The sequence below is a fragment of the Mycolicibacterium novocastrense genome, assembly GCF_001499835.1.
GTDB lineage: Bacteria > Actinomycetota > Actinomycetes > Mycobacteriales > Mycobacteriaceae > Mycobacterium > Mycobacterium novocastrense.
This window is the reverse complement of the sequence record NZ_LQIH01000016.1, coordinates 40556-54394: the sequence shown is the minus strand read 5'-3', so window position 1 is coordinate 54394 and position 13839 is coordinate 40556. Positions and strand designations below refer to the sequence as shown.

General features: G+C 67.9%; 17 protein-coding genes. 5 read left to right on the top strand and 12 right to left on the bottom strand.

Features of this window, described 5'->3' with window-relative positions:
• Positions 1 to 1209 (bottom strand): MCE family protein, encoded by a 1209-nt coding sequence (locus AU072_RS13965; RefSeq protein WP_064414313.1) that lies wholly within the window; start codon positions 1207 to 1209, stop codon positions 1 to 3.
• Positions 1210 to 1225: 16 nt separating this feature from the next.
• On the opposite strand from AU072_RS13965, the gene AU072_RS13960 reads away from it, so the two are divergent.
• On the top strand, positions 1226 to 1654 hold the full coding sequence (locus AU072_RS13960) for a sterol carrier family protein (RefSeq protein WP_064414312.1): 429 nt from the start codon (positions 1226 to 1228) through the stop codon (positions 1652 to 1654).
• On the opposite strand, the gene AU072_RS13955 is transcribed toward AU072_RS13960, so the two are convergent.
• Positions 1620 to 2954: a DoxX family protein gene (locus AU072_RS13955; protein WP_235629871.1), complete on the bottom strand. Its 1335-nt coding sequence runs from the start codon at positions 2952 to 2954 to the stop codon at positions 1620 to 1622. The genes AU072_RS13960 and AU072_RS13955 overlap by 35 nt on opposite strands.
• Positions 2955 to 3140: 186 nt before the next feature.
• Here AU072_RS13955 and purF point away from each other — a divergent pair, with 186 nt between their 5' ends.
• Complete coding sequence (purF, locus tag AU072_RS13950; protein WP_064414311.1) at positions 3141 to 4670, top strand: amidophosphoribosyltransferase; 1530 nt, start codon at positions 3141 to 3143, stop codon at positions 4668 to 4670.
• A gap of 9 nt (positions 4671 to 4679) precedes the next feature.
• Here purF and AU072_RS13945 read toward each other — a convergent pair whose 3' ends face one another.
• Both AU072_RS13945 and AU072_RS13940 read right to left on the bottom strand, forming a co-directional pair.
• Entirely contained in the window at positions 4680 to 5636 is a 957-nt protein-coding gene (locus tag AU072_RS13945) for an NAD(P)H-binding protein (protein WP_082680823.1), read from the bottom strand.
• A gap of 25 nt (positions 5637 to 5661) precedes the next feature.
• Positions 5662 to 6105, bottom strand: coding sequence for a cupin domain-containing protein (locus AU072_RS13940; protein ID WP_064414310.1), 444 nt, complete (start codon positions 6103 to 6105; stop codon positions 5662 to 5664).
• A gap of 107 nt (positions 6106 to 6212) precedes the next feature.
• Here AU072_RS13940 and purM point away from each other — a divergent pair, with 107 nt between their 5' ends.
• Positions 6213 to 7286 carry a phosphoribosylformylglycinamidine cyclo-ligase gene (gene purM, locus AU072_RS13935; protein ID WP_064414309.1) on the top strand — a complete coding sequence of 358 codons (1074 nt, stop codon included), beginning with the start codon at positions 6213 to 6215 and terminating at the stop codon, positions 7284 to 7286.
• Between the two features lie 3 nt (positions 7287 to 7289).
• Here the strand turns inward: purM and AU072_RS13930 are convergent, their stop codons facing one another.
• The gene (locus AU072_RS13930; protein WP_064395225.1) at positions 7290 to 7469 is read right to left on the bottom strand and encodes a DUF3073 domain-containing protein; all 180 of its coding nucleotides are present in this window, start codon (positions 7467 to 7469) and stop codon (positions 7290 to 7292) included.
• A gap of 122 nt (positions 7470 to 7591) precedes the next feature.
• Entirely contained in the window at positions 7592 to 8665 is a 1074-nt protein-coding gene (ygfZ, locus tag AU072_RS13925) for a CAF17-like 4Fe-4S cluster assembly/insertion protein YgfZ (protein WP_064414308.1), read from the bottom strand.
• Between the two features lie 51 nt (positions 8666 to 8716).
• Here ygfZ and AU072_RS13920 point away from each other — a divergent pair, with 51 nt between their 5' ends.
• Both AU072_RS13920 and AU072_RS13915 read left to right on the top strand, forming a co-directional pair.
• Positions 8717 to 9604 (top strand): aminodeoxychorismate lyase, encoded by an 888-nt coding sequence (locus AU072_RS13920; RefSeq protein ID WP_064414307.1) that lies wholly within the window; start codon positions 8717 to 8719, stop codon positions 9602 to 9604.
• A 329-nt stretch (positions 9605 to 9933) separates the two neighbouring features.
• Positions 9934 to 10779, top strand: a complete 846-nt coding sequence (locus AU072_RS13915; RefSeq protein WP_120270954.1) for an ABC transporter substrate-binding protein — start codon at positions 9934 to 9936, stop codon at positions 10777 to 10779.
• Here AU072_RS13915 and AU072_RS13910 read toward each other — a convergent pair.
• The 6 genes from AU072_RS13910 to AU072_RS28950 form a co-directional block, all read right to left on the bottom strand.
• On the bottom strand, positions 10776 to 11087 hold the full coding sequence (locus tag AU072_RS13910) for a hypothetical protein (protein WP_064414362.1): 312 nt from the start codon (positions 11085 to 11087) through the stop codon (positions 10776 to 10778). The genes AU072_RS13915 and AU072_RS13910 overlap by 4 nt on opposite strands.
• Positions 11087 to 11716 (bottom strand): heme-binding beta-barrel domain-containing protein, encoded by a 630-nt coding sequence (locus AU072_RS13905; protein ID WP_064414306.1) that lies wholly within the window; start codon positions 11714 to 11716, stop codon positions 11087 to 11089. Before AU072_RS13905 ends, AU072_RS13910 begins: the two co-directional genes overlap by 1 nt.
• A 239-nt stretch (positions 11717 to 11955) precedes the next feature.
• Entirely contained in the window at positions 11956 to 12258 is a 303-nt protein-coding gene (locus AU072_RS13900) for a DUF1416 domain-containing protein (protein WP_059098314.1), read from the bottom strand.
• A gap of 1 nt (position 12259) precedes the next feature.
• Positions 12260 to 13093 (bottom strand): sulfurtransferase, encoded by an 834-nt coding sequence (locus tag AU072_RS13895; protein ID WP_064414305.1) that lies wholly within the window; start codon positions 13091 to 13093, stop codon positions 12260 to 12262.
• 36 nt (positions 13094 to 13129) lie between these two features.
• The gene (locus AU072_RS13890) at positions 13130 to 13624 is read right to left on the bottom strand and encodes a DUF4395 domain-containing protein (protein WP_064414304.1); all 495 of its coding nucleotides are present in this window, start codon (positions 13622 to 13624) and stop codon (positions 13130 to 13132) included.
• A gap of 98 nt (positions 13625 to 13722) precedes the next feature.
• A complete protein-coding gene (locus tag AU072_RS28950) occupies positions 13723 to 13815 on the bottom strand; it encodes an Ms5788A family Cys-rich leader peptide (protein WP_353612127.1) in 93 nt (30 codons plus the stop codon).
• Positions 13816 to 13839: the final 24 nt, after the last annotated feature.

Sequence of the window (13839 nt, the reverse complement as noted above, 5' to 3'; positions counted from 1 at the left end):
TCAAGGGTTGATGGTCAATTCGCCGATTTGGCGGCCCCACACATACTCGATGAACATCGGCTGGCCGAGCTCGATGTGGTTGTACGGCGCGATGCTGGCGCCGGTGTCCATCACCAGGTACGGCGTCGGGTACAGGTCACGGGTGATGTCCTGCCAGCAGCCCGGGCGGCCTTCCGGCCCGCCTGTGGCGTTAACCCGTGGAAGGTTGTCCGGATAGATGTACGGGTTGCCGGCGCCGGCGAGGACGCCACCGCCACCGGTCAATGAATACCCGTTGCCGCCCAACGTCTTCGCCACCCGAGGCTGCACTTCGGCGTACTTGCGGATGGAGCACAGGATGGCGGGGCTGTGGTAATCGAACAACTCCGCCGTCGGCACCAGATCCGCGGCGCCTCGCACGAGATAAGGGCCGCCGCGTTCGATGGTGTCGGCGGCCACGTCGGCGAAACCGAGCGCGGCCATCAGCGCGGTATCGACGTCGGTGCGATGCTCGACGAACGTGCGCGCCGACGTCGCGGCGTCCCGCAGCCCGTCCCACAGGTCCACCGACGCGTCGGCGTAGACCTCGGCGAGATCGGCCAGCAGGCGAGTGTCCGTGCGGATGAGTGGCATCCGTGCGTTGAGGTCGGCGAGGATCCGGTCGCCGTTCAGCAGCGATTCACCGAAACCGTCACCGCCGAGGCCGCTGAGCGCCTCCGCGGTCGCCGACAACGTCTGGTTCAGCTTGATCGGGTCCACCTTCTCGGCCAGTGCGATGACCGTCTCGAAAACCGTGTTGAACTCGGTGGTCACCGCGGATGCCTCGATCACGGCGCCGGCCGAGATATGTTGTGGAGAAGCGACGTTGGGTGACTCCAGCGAGATGTACTTGTTGCCGAACACGGTGGTGGCCCGAATCTCGGCCGTCACATTCGCCGGAATCCGTTCCAGGTAGCGCGGATTGACCTCCAACGACAATTGCGCGGGCTTCCCGGCGGTGTCGTCGACATGGGAGATCGCGCTGACCCGGCCGATCTCGACACCGTTGTAGGTCACCTTGGCTCCCCGTTCGACTACCAGGCCCGCGCGCGGCGACACCACGGTCAGTTGCGCTTTGCGGCTCAGGTCGCCGCGAAACTGGAGGTAGAGCAGGCTTGCCGCAACCGTGGCGACGATCAGCAGCACCGCACCGGCCACCTTGTACGGCGGCTTGTGACGGTCGACAAACACTTTGAGACAGTAGGTTATGGCCGCCCGTCATACAGCCGATCCGGCGAAGACCCGCGCCGCGGTGGCCGCGCTGGCCGAATGGCTGCGCAACGACTCGCATGCGGCACCGTCGCGCACCGAACTCGGCGAGGCGGTCCGGTTGACGGCGCGCACGCTCGCGGCGGTGGCACCGGGTTCCAGCGTGGAGGTTCGCGTGCCGCCGTTCGTCGCGGTGCAGTGCATCGAAGGCCCCGCGCACCGACGCGGCAACCCGCCCAACGTGGTCGAGACCGATCCGCGAACCTGGCTGCTGTTGGCCACCGGCCTGATCACCGTGGCCGACGCCGCAGCGGATGGAACGCTGGTGATGTCGGGCTCACGCGCCGGTGAGATCGCCGACTGGCTGCCGGTCGTGCGACCGGCCGGCGACGTCACCGAAAGTAGCCATGGTCCTGAACCCAGTTGAAGCCGCGGCTGTGCAACGTGAAGCTGTTCAAATCCATGCGCCGCAGTGACATGGCGACCGGCCTGCCCTCGAGGTGCCCGTCGAGACGAAGATGGTCCGGGGTGGGCCGCGCGACGGTGAAGGTCGCCGTGCCGGGCACATTGAGCGTGCCCGCCGTGTCGTCGAAAACCGCGGGCGCCGAGACCAACTCGCCGTCCATGCGCTGATACGTCACCAATCCCGGCTCGTCGAAAACGACGCGCTGCCAGCGCTGCTCGTCGGTGGTCAATGGTGGACGTTTCGCGCCGTCGAGATGGAACTCGGTGACCGACCAGATGCCGTACGCGTCGTGCTTGTCGCGTCCACCGCCGTACGTCTGCCAGCCCTGCCAGTTCAGCACCACACAACTGACCGACACCGCGATGCCCACCGAGATCTGGACCCCCGTCGCGATCCGGTTCGCCCGCGGGGTTTCGAAGGGGGGCGGATACGTGACGGGTGCGGGCGTGCGGTGCAGCACGAACACATTGGCGAGTTCGCGAACCTGCGGGGCCAGCAGCAGCAGGCTCATCAACACCAGATGGAAGGACAAGATCTTGACCGGAACGTCGAAGGTCATGTTGAGGACGAAGACCTGCCCCATACCCAGCAGGCTCAGCAAGGCGCCGAGCGTCGCGGTGCGCGGCACGAACAGCAGCGTCCCGGCGAGGACCTCGGCAGAGCCCAACAAGATCTCGTAGGGGTAGGAGCTACCCACCTGCAGCCACAGCACCGAGACCGGGCTGAAGTCGCCGTAGGGCCGCAACAACGCCGACAGCGGCGGCGCCGGCATCTGGATCGGAATCACCTTGGCGAACCCGTAGAGCAACATCTGGGCGCCGAGGAACATGCGCAAGAACACGAAGAACCAGGCGCTCAATCGCGGGTACGAGGCACGACGGCGGTCGAGCACCGACCACCCCGCGGTGGCGACGGTCGAGAACACCAGCCCGCAGAACATCAGCACCCACATGGCCGCCTGGTCGCCGCTGCCCGAGTCCAGATGCAGCTGCGCGTCCACGCCGAACACGTGGCGCCCGACCCACCGCGCGAGGGGCCCGAGCGTGATCCATTGCCACAAGACCCCATGATCCGGTAGCCACTGACCGACGAATCCGACGAACGCCAACGTGAATTGGATGAACCACAGGCAGAACAGGCCGAAATAGACGAGGCAGAAGCGAAACGCGATTCGGGTGCGCAGCGGCCACCACGGAGGCTGGGCACCGTCGCTCTCCTGGGCATTCACGCGTTCGGCAACTGCCACGTCGGTCGCGGTCACGACCACCCCCCAACCCCTTGCATATGAAACTATTGACGCGAATGTTAGGGGTCGAAGGGCGATGTCGCAGTGAACGCGCGACCGGGAAATCAACGTGTCCCACGACACGCCCCACAACGTCGTTGCGGTTCACAGATGCCCGTAGACTCGTGGCATCAGCCACCCTCCCCTCGGAGCAGCCCTATCGTGACCGGCGAGCAGACGGATACGGATAACGAACCCCGCGAAGAGTGCGGCGTATTCGGCGTCTGGGCGCCGGGTGAAGAGGTCGCCAAGCTCACGTACTACGGCCTGTATGCCTTGCAGCATCGCGGTCAGGAGGCCGCGGGCATCGCCGTCGCCGACGGCTCGCAGGTGCTCGTCTTCAAAGATCTGGGCCTCGTGAGTCAGGTGTTCGACGAGCAGACGCTGGCCGCGATGGAGGGCCACGTCGCGATCGGGCACTGTCGCTATTCGACCACCGGGTCCACCACGTGGGAGAACGCCCAGCCGGTGTTCCGCAACACGTCGGCCGGCACCGGCGTCGCCCTGGGACACAACGGCAACCTGGTGAACGCGGCCGAGTTGGCGGCCCGAGCCCGCGAGGCCGGATTGCTCGAAACCAGGGGCGCTCCGGTGGCGACCACCGACTCCGACATCCTCGGCGCCCTGCTGGCCCACGGCGCGGCCGATTCGACGCTCGAGCAGGCCGCGCTGGAGCTACTGCCCACCGTCCGCGGCGCGTTCTGTCTGACGTGGATGGACGAGAACACGCTGTATGCCGCACGCGACCCGTACGGGGTGCGGCCGTTGGCGTTGGGGCGGTTGGACCGTGGTTGGGTCGTCGCGTCGGAGACCGCGGCGCTCGACATCGTCGGCGCCTCCTTCGTCCGCGACATCGAACCGGGTGAGCTGCTGGCGATCGACGCGGACGGGGTGCGCTCCACCCGGTTCGCCAGCCCGGAGCCCAAGGGCTGCGTCTTCGAATACGTCTATCTCGCACGGCCGGACAGCACGTTGGCAGGCCGATCGGTGCACGCGACGCGCGTCGACATCGGGCGCAGGCTGGCCAGGGAGATGCCGGTCGAGGCCGACCTGGTGATCGGCGTGCCGGAGTCGGGCACGCCCGCGGCGGTGGGCTACGCGCAGGAGTCCGGAATCCCTTACGGCCAGGGCCTGATGAAGAACGCCTATGTCGGGCGCACGTTCATCCAGCCGTCCCAGACCATCCGGCAGCTCGGCATCCGGTTGAAGCTGAATCCGCTCAAGGAGGTGATCCGCGGGCGGCGCCTGATCGTCGTCGACGATTCGATCGTGCGCGGTAACACCCAGCGCGCCCTGATCCGGATGCTGCGGGAGGCGGGGGCGGTCGAGGTGCACGTGCGCATCGCATCCCCGCCGGTGAAGTGGCCCTGCTTCTACGGCATCGACTTCGCCACCCCGGCGGAGCTCATCGCCAACGCCGTCGACGACGAGAACGAGATGCTCGAGGCGGTCCGCCACGCCATCGGCGCCGACACGCTCGGCTACATCTCCAAGCAGGGCATGATCGCGGCCACCGAACAGCCCGCGTCGCGCTTGTGCAGCGCGTGTTTCGACGGCAAGTACCCGATCGAGTTGCCGGGGGAATCGGCGTTGGGCAAGAACGTGATCGAACACATGCTCTCGACGGCCGCCAAGAGCGGTATTCCGCTGCACTCCGGCAACGACAACGTCTCGGCGCTTCGCCGGCCCTGACTGTTGCCCCTACCGCCCGACGTGCGCCCAGTGGGGATCGGTCGGTAACGGTCCGCGTTCCAGGGCTTTGGCCACCGCCTCCCGGTAACCGGTGAGACCGCGGGCGGGCGGCGCGATGACGTCGTCGATGTCGTGGTCGGCCATCACCGCGTCACACTCCAGCGACTCCACCAGCGGCCGGGCCAGCCCACCGGGAAGCGGGGTCACCAACCCGATCCACCAGCTCGCGATTGTCGGTGTGAGCCAAGGCAATACGACCATCACGCGGCGCCGGCGTCCCGACACCTCGGCGTAAACCTGCATCGCCTCGCCGTACTCGAACACGTCCGGCCCGCCGATGTCCCACGTGCGCGACGTGGGCACCGGCGCCGTGGCCGCCTCTGCCAGATAGTGCAACGCGTCGTCGATCGCGATGGGCTGGATCTTGTTGTGCACCCACTTCGGCGTGGTCATCACCGGTAGGCGGTTGGTCAGGTGGCGGATCATCTCGAACGACGCCGAACCCGCACCGATCACGATTCCGGCCTGCAGAACCACGGTCTCGATGGCCGACTCGAGCAGGATCTCGCCGACGTCGGTCCGGGACTGTAGATGCGGGGAGAGGTCGGCTCCCGCCGGGTGCAGGCCGCCCAGGTACACCAGTCGCTTGACGCCCGCTTGGCGGGCGGCGGCCACGACGTTGCGGGCCGATCGCGCCTCCTCTTCGACGAAATCGGACGAACTGCCCATCGAATGCACCAGGTAGTAGACGACGTCGGTACCGGCGAACGCTTCTCGCAGCGAGTCGGCGTCCCCGAGGTCACCCCGGGCCACCTCGACACGGTCGCGCCACGGAACGGCGTCGAGTTTGTCGGGGTTGCGAGCCAGTGCGCGCACCGCGTGGCCGCGGTCGAGCAACGAGGGCACCAGCCGGCCACCGATGTAGCCGGTCGCTCCCGTCACCAAGCAACGGATGTCGTCAGTCACCCCGCCGGGATCGCCGGTTTGGCCGTCAGGCAAACCCACAGCCGGGATCGGGCATGTCCACCGACAGCGGGGTGCCCGTGGGCTTGATGTAGAGCACCCACATCACCAACGGCGTGGGGCCCAGGTTGCGGCCGATGTGCACGTTGGCCGGGCCGCTGGCCTCGGTGATGGGCGCGCCCGGCGGGTAGACGCCGTCGGGAGTGCAGTTCGCCGCGGCATCGTGGGTGAGCGTGCCTTCGCGGATCACCCCGTACACCCGGCCCTCGTGATAGTGCCAGCCGGTGCTGCCGCCGGGCGCGATGGTGATTTCGCGGGTGACGTAGTCGATTCCGTCGACCGTCGCCTCCGAGAGCGTCCTGGCCTGGACGCCGGATGCCGGTGTCGCCGACGCGGCGGCCGAACCGAACAACGCCGACGCGACCGTCACCGACACGCACAGGGCACACGCGTACCAGCGAACTGTTGTCATGAGCGGTCAGATTGGCACACGGCCGCGATTCGCGCGACATCTCGGCAGGGGGACACCGGCCGAAGGCGGTTACCGCGGCGCGACGAACACCGGTAGCCTTTACCGCGATGACCGAACGCGCCGAACCTGCCGGCATCTCCTACGCGTCGGCCGGGGTCGACATCGAAGCCGGTGACCGCGCCGTCGAACTCCTCAAACCGCTCGCCGAGAAGGCGACCCGACCCGAGGTGCGCGGCGGTATCGGCGGCTTCGCGGGACTGTTCGCGCTGCGCGGTGGCTACCGGGAGCCCGTGCTCGCCTCGTCAACCGACGGCGTGGGTACCAAGCTGGCGGTGGCCCAGGCCATGGACAAGCACGACACGGTCGGAATCGACCTGGTCGCGATGGTCGTGGACGATCTGGTGGTCTGTGGGGCCGAACCGCTGTTCCTGCAGGACTACATCGCGGTGGGCCGCACGGTCCCCGAGCGGATCAGCGAACTGGTGGCAGGCGTCGCCAACGGTTGCCTGCAGGCCGGGTGCGCGCTGCTCGGCGGTGAGACGGCCGAACATCCGGGTCTGATGGCGCCCGACCACTACGACATCTCGGCGACCGGGGTGGGCGTGGTGGAGGCCGATGACGTGCTGGGCCCGGATCGGGTCAAGCCCGGCGACGTGCTGATCGCGATGGCCTCGACCGGCTTGCACTCCAACGGGTATTCACTGGCGCGCAAGGTGTTGCTCGAGATCGACAGGATGAACCTGGCCGGCCATGTCGAGGAATTCGGCCGCACGCTGGGCGAGGAGCTTCTGGAGCCGACCCGGATCTACGCCAAGGACTGCCTGGCGCTGGCCGCCGAGACCCAGGTTCGCACCTTCTGCCATGTCACCGGCGGCGGCTTGGCCGGAAACCTCGAGCGCGTGATCCCGCACGGTTTGGTCGCCGAAATCGACCGCGGCACGTGGACTCCCGCACCCGTGTTCGCGATGATCGGGCAGCGCGGCCGGGTCGAGCGCGTGGAGATGGAGCGGACCTTCAACATGGGTGTCGGGATGGTCGCGATCGTCGCGCCGGAAGACACCGACCGTGCTCTGGCGATCCTGACCGCGCGCCACCTGAACTGCTGGACGCTGGGAACGGTCAAAAAGGGCGGTAAAGAGGGCCCGCGAGCCGAACTCGTGGGTCGGCACCCGCGCTTCTAGGGGTCAGCGGCGCCAGTCGTCCTCGTCGACCCACTCGTCGGCCACCGGATCGGTGCCGTTCAGGTCGTTCTCGGAAGCGCCCGACAGCTCTTGCTGAAGCCGCTTTAAATCGGTCTGCGGTGAGCTGTATTTGAGCTCACGAGCAACCTTGGTCTGCTTTGCCTTCGCCCGGCCGCGGCCCATGGGGGGACCCCCTCGCGCAATAACGGAGCGGCCCAATTGGTAGGCGGCTCCGATCTGATCTGTCTTTTATCGTCCTGCCGACACTTTACCGTGCCTGGCCCCGCGGCGCTGGCAGGCCCTCGTCACGGCCGTGCGCCGCCCCGCAGCTGTTCGACCGCTCGCCGCCCGGCACCTGCGACATCAGGCGGCGGCAGCGAGTCCGCGTCGATGACGGCGGGCGAGCCGTCGACGGTCAATTCGGTGTCCGCGGGCAGGCCGCGTTTGAGCAGCGCCAACGCCACCGGCCCCTCGTCGACGTGGTCGACCACGGTGCCGAGCCGGCCGACGGCCCGGCCGCCGGCCAGCACCGGGTCGCCGGTGGCCGGTCGGTCGCTCGAACCGTCGAGGTGCAGCCGTACCAGCATTCGGGGCGGCTTACCCAGGTTGTGCACCCGCGCGACCGTCTCCTGTCCGCGGTAGCAGCCCTTGTCCAAATGCACGGCGGGGCCGATCCAGCCGACCTCGTGCGGGATCGTGCGCTCATCGGTGTCCACCCCCAGGCGTGGCCGCAGGGCCGCGACCCGATGCGCCTCGTAGGCCCACACTCCCGCGGGCCTGACGCCGGCATCGGTGAGCCGTCGCCACCACGTTTGCACCTCGGCACGCGGGATCACCAGGTCGAGTTCGTCGGCGGTGAGCCGACGCAGGAACCCACCGTCGGCGAGCGCGACGGCCGTCTGTTTCGCCGGTAGCGAATCGACGCCGAGCGCGTCGAGCAATTCCCGGTCACCCCACCGCGGCCCGAGAAGGGACAACACCGCCAGATCCGCGGCTTCCACCGCGACGTCGGACCAGAACACCATCTTTCGCAGGTAGCCCAGCAGCGGCTCGCCCCGCGACGGTTCGGTGTCGATGTAGGTGATGTCACCGAGTTCGGTTTGTACCCAGTGATCTTCGACACGACCCTGCCCGTCGAGGCTGAGATTCTCGGTGACGGCGCCGTCGGGCAGCTCGCTGACGTGCTGCGTGGTGAGGTTGTGCAGCCACGTCTTGCGCTCGGCACCCGTCAGCGTGAGCACGGCACGATGCGAGCGGTCCACGACGACGGCGTCCTCGGCGGCGGCCCGTTGTTCGCCCAGCGGATCGCCGTAATGCCATACGGCGCCGGCATCGGGTCCGGTGTCGGGCGCAGGAACGGCGGGTCCAGAAGTTGTCACAGGTCAACTCTACGTTCGGCGCTGAGCGCTGCGCGGCTACGCTGTGGCCTCATGGCTGGCGAACCCGGGGTCGTGGTGACCCTCGACGGGCGATTGCACGACCCCGCGGCGCCGCTGCTGCATGCCGACGACCTCGCGGCGGTCCGCGGCGACGGTGTCTTCGAGACGCTGCTGATCCGCGATGGCCGGCCATGTCTGCTCGACGCCCACCTGTCGCGGCTCACGCAGTCGGCGCGCCTGATCGACCTTCCCGACCCTGACGTGTCGCGCTGGCGTACCGCGGTGTCGGCTGCGGTGGCCCAGTGGACCTCGCAGACGGGCGAGGAGGGTGTGCTGCGGTTGGTCTACAGCAGGGGACGGGAAGGCGGTTCGCCGCCGACGGCGTTCGCCACGGTCGGGGCGTTACCCGCGCGAGTGGCCGAGGTGCGGCGTAACGGCCTTGCCGCGCTGACCCTGGCGCGCGGACTCGCGTCCGAGGGCGCCGGCGAGATGCCGTGGCTGCTCGCCGGTGCCAAAACGTTGTCGTACGCGGTGAACATGGCCGCGTTACGACATGCCGAGCGCAACGGCGCGGGCGACGTGATCTTTGTCGGCACTGACGGTTTCATCCTGGAGGGGCCGCGCTCGACGGTCGTGATCGCCGCGGAGTCCGCACCCGGCGCGGGCGATGTCGCGTTCTTCACTCCACCGCCGTGGTTCCCGATCCTGCGCGGCACCACGCAGCAGGCGCTGTTCGAGGTCGCCCGCGACAAGGGATATGACTGCGACTACCGCTCGCTGCGACCTGCGGATCTGCTTGCAGCGCAAGGTGTTTGGCTGGTGTCGAGCATCACGTTGGCGGCGCGGGTGCACACCCTCGACGGCACGCCGTTGCCACCGAGCCCGTTGGCGGGCGAGTTCGCCGAACTCGTCGACGCCGCGATCGTGCGTGATCGCTGAACGCTGAATCGCCCGAAATCCGGTTGTCGCCTCTTGCGTGCGCGGGTAGCGTCGCTCGTACACAGGAGAGGAGGTGGTCCGAGATTTTGAGTGACATATGGACTTGTGAGGTGGCTGCGAGCTAGCAGCGCCAGGGGAATGAGCTGAGGCTCTTCGCGCCTGCGCGCGCTGGCGAATTCCCCGCAGTCACCCGGCCCCCGAGCCCCTCGGTTTTGTCCGCCAGGAACACACGGCTCGGGGGCCGCCCCATCTCTGATGGCCGAATCGGTAGCGAACCGTTGCGCTCCTGGACTCGCGATTCATCGGTGCGCCGGGCGATGATGCGGCGCATGCGCATCGTCAAGAAGCTCGGCGTGCTGCTGGCGGCCCTCGCGACCATGACGGCCTGTGCGCCGACAGCCGAGCCCTACAGCTCGGCGAGCCCGCAAACCTGTCACAAAGACAAGCTGGCGACCCTGTACAAGGGAATCTTCACCTTCGGTACCGATCGGCCGGTGTACCCGCCGTGGTACATGGGCGACAACCCGGCCAACGGGGAGGGCTTCGAATCGGCGCTGGCGTACACCATCGCGAACCGGCTCGGTTACGCCGCCACCGACGTGCGGTGGGTGCGGGTGCCTTTCGGCGAAGCCGTCGCCGCCGGCGCCAAATCGTTCGACGCCAACCTGAACCAGTTCTCCATCACCGAACAGCGCAGGGCCGCCGTCGACTTCTCGACGCCGTACTTCGACGTGAATCAGGCCGTCGTCACCGTCAAGGGCTCGCCGGCGGCCGGTGTGAGAAACCTCGACGACCTCAAGGGGCTGCGGCTGGGGGCGCAGGTCGCCACCACCAGCCACACCGCCGCGTTGGCGGTCGGAGGAGGGAACGCGGTCGAGGTGTACGAGACCAACGGCGATGCGAAGCTCGCGCTCTCGGGCGGCGAAATCGACGCTCTGATCGCCGATCTGCCCACCGCGTTCGCGATCGTCGGCGAGTTGCGCGACGGGATGATGGTCGGCCAGCTACCGGCCGGCGACCAGGCCCCGGAGCAGTTCGGCCTGGTGCTCGCCAAACACAGCGGCTTGACCGCCTGCGTCTCCTTGGTCGTCGACTCGCTACGCGACGACGGCACGCTGGCGCAGTTGCGCAGCCAGTGGCTGGCCGAGGCGGGTGAGGCCCAGCAACTGGCTTAGCCGGCGGGTCCGGGCGCGAAGGTTGCGCACGCCTGCATGGCCCTGTTCCAGGTCTCGGCGTCGACGCCGGGAGGCGGGCCGGCGGCCGGTCCGGGCGCCGCGGGTACGCCGTGCTCGTCAAGGCACTGCGCCAGCGAACCGTGACCGGAGGGGGTCTCGGACGTGGTGGTCTCAGCCGGGGCCTGAGACGTGGTGGTCTGGGCCGGGGCTTGGGACGTGGTGGGCTGCTGCTCGGCTGGTTGCTCGGATGCGCAACCTGCGAGCGCTGCGGCCGCGGCGAGGCCGGCGACGACCATGACGGCGCGCATCATCCGGCGAACCTCGACAGCCGGGCCGACAGGTGGGGGACCAGGCCGCCGTCGGCGTCGACACGCTCCTCGACGTAGGCCAGATCGCCGCCCTCGACGATGCCGTACAGCCGTTTGGCGCCGCCGACCAGCATCCCGGACTTGCTGCGCGCCAACGCATCGGTGACCAGCTCCCACGATGACTGGGAAAGGGGGCGGCCGTAGAACAGCTCGATATAGCCCGCGGAATGAGCCAACAGCAGTTCGATGGCCTGGGACTCGGACGGGTCGGCCGGGTCGTTGACGAAGCGCCAGAACCCGGACTCGCGCAGCGTGTGCGCCTCGAACTCGCCGGACTCGCTGAGCCGCCACGAGCGCGCTTCCCAGATCAGGTAGTCGCTGCCGTCATGGGAGACCACGATCTGCTGGCCGAACCGGTAGTCACCGTTGGCACCGCGACCCTCGCCCTCGCCGCGCCAGACACCGACGAGCGGCAACAGTGCCAGAAGCGCATCGTTGAAGTTGGCGCCCTCGCGGAGATTGGCGGTGTCAGACGGCGCGGGAAGGTCGCCGAACACCGGGATGTTGCGCGCGGCCGTCGTTTTCGCTCGTTCTGCCGCGGCCGCTACTGCGTCGTCCCCGGACGTCACGACTCGTCGGTGATCAGCCGGTACACCGCGTACAACGCGAACCAGGTGATCACCAGGGTCGCGGCTACGAGCAGGAGTTCGAAGAACAGCACCACGGGCACGAGTCTAGTCGGCCGCGGAAGGCCGAATGCGTCGGCCCGCATCACCGCTGAGCCGCCGACCCCTGTGCGCCGAAACTGAACTTGTGTGCGGGATCTCGCGGATCGTCGCACACAAGTTCAGTCTCGAGCTTTAAAGCGTCAGGCGACCTTGACGTCGACCTCGTGGATACCCGCGCCCGACGGTGCGACGACGGCGTCGCCGTTGCCGACCTTCGACAGCGCGCGCAGCGTCCACGTGCCCGGCGCGGCGAAGAACCGGAAGTCGCCGGTGGCCGACGCGACCACCTCGGCGGTGAACTCGTCAGAGCTGTCCAGCAGGCGCACGAACGCGCCGCCGACGGCCTGTCCCGACCCGTCCACGACGCGGCCGGTGATCACCGTCTCCTTCTCCAAGTCGACGCTGGCGGGCAACGTCAGGCCTTGTTTCGGGGCAGAGCACATATCAACTTCCCAACTCGATCGGGGCCCCCACCAGGGAGCCGTATTCGGTCCAACTGCCGTCGTAGTTCTTCACGTTCTTGTGTCCGAGCAGCTCCTGCAGCACGAACCAGGTGTGCGACGAGCGCTCACCGATGCGGCAGTAAGCGATGGTCTCCTTCTCACCATCCAGGCCTGCCTCGGCGTACAGCTTCTCCAGCGCCTCATCGGACTTGAAGGTGCCGTCGTCGTTGGCCGCCTTGCTCCACGGAACGTTGATGGCGCCGGGGATATGCCCGGGTCGCTGGCTCTGCTCCTGGGGTAGGTGCGCCGGAGCCAGGATCTTGCCGGAGAACTCGTCGGGGGAGCGCACGTCGACGAGGTTCTTGTTGTTGATCGCCGCGATCACCTCGTCACGGAAGGCGCGGATGCTGTTGTCGGGCGCCTTGGCCGTATAGGTGGTCGCGGGCCGGTTCGGCACCTCGGTGACGAGCGGCCGGCCGTCGAGCTCCCACTTCTTGCGGCCGCCGTCGAGCAGCTTGACGTCCTGGTGCCCGTACAGCTTGAAGTACCAGTAGGCGTAGGCGGCGAACCAGTTGTTGTTCCCGCCGTACAGGACCACGGTGTCGTCGTTGGAGATGCCGCGCTCGCTCAGCAGCTTCGAAAACTGCTGCTGGTCAACGAAATCGCGACGTACCGGATCTTGGAGGTCGGTCTTCCAGTCGATCTTGACGGCGCCCTCGATGTGGCCGTCGTCGTAGGCGCTGGTGTCTTCGTCGACCTCGACGAACACGATGTTCGGTGCGTTGAGATTGCTCTCGGCCCAGTCAGCTGTGACCAGGACGTCGGAGCGTGCCATAGAGGAAATCCTTTCGGTTGCTTCAGGTTTGAAGTTCTATGCGGGTGATGGTGGTGCGCTTGTGTTCCTTCGAACGCGCGTGACGAACGGGTAGAGCTGGCAGCCCAGGCAGATGCCGAAGGCCGCATTGAGAAACGCGGCCACCAGTGCGAAGGCGGTTGCGACCAGACCGAGCAGCCCGAGGCCGGTCGCGAATCCGACGACGCCGGCCACCGCGAAGACGAGCCCGACGAACTGGGCGAACTTCAGCGGCGCCACCGGTTCCTTCTCGCTGACGGGCCCCAACCGCGGCGCGACGAAACGGGCGAAGACCAGGCCGTAGGGATGCGACCTCGGCCCGCGCCGTGCCCCGATCGCGAACACCGCGGCCTGGGCGCCCAGCACAGCCGCCGAAGCCGCCGGGCTCACCGGCCACAACAGCAGGGTCGCCACCAGCACGACGGCGGTGAGCCATGCGCTGAACCGCGGTCCGCGCACGTCGACCAGGTCGGGCGTGCGGGCTGGTGTTCTCGACATATCCGTCGTTGGCATTCATGTGCTCCTGTTGCGGTCATCGGGTCGGGCTGGGCTGAAACGGGAAAGACCACATGGGTCGCTCCCGAGTGCGGCGCGAAGAAGGGCGCGGCTACTCAGCAGCTGCAACAACAACAGCAAGAACCCGCGACGCGGCACAGATCGACTGCGCGGCGCTTGGTGAGCATCGGCTCGAGGCGGGCGGACACGCCGGACAGCTTACCAATCGACAC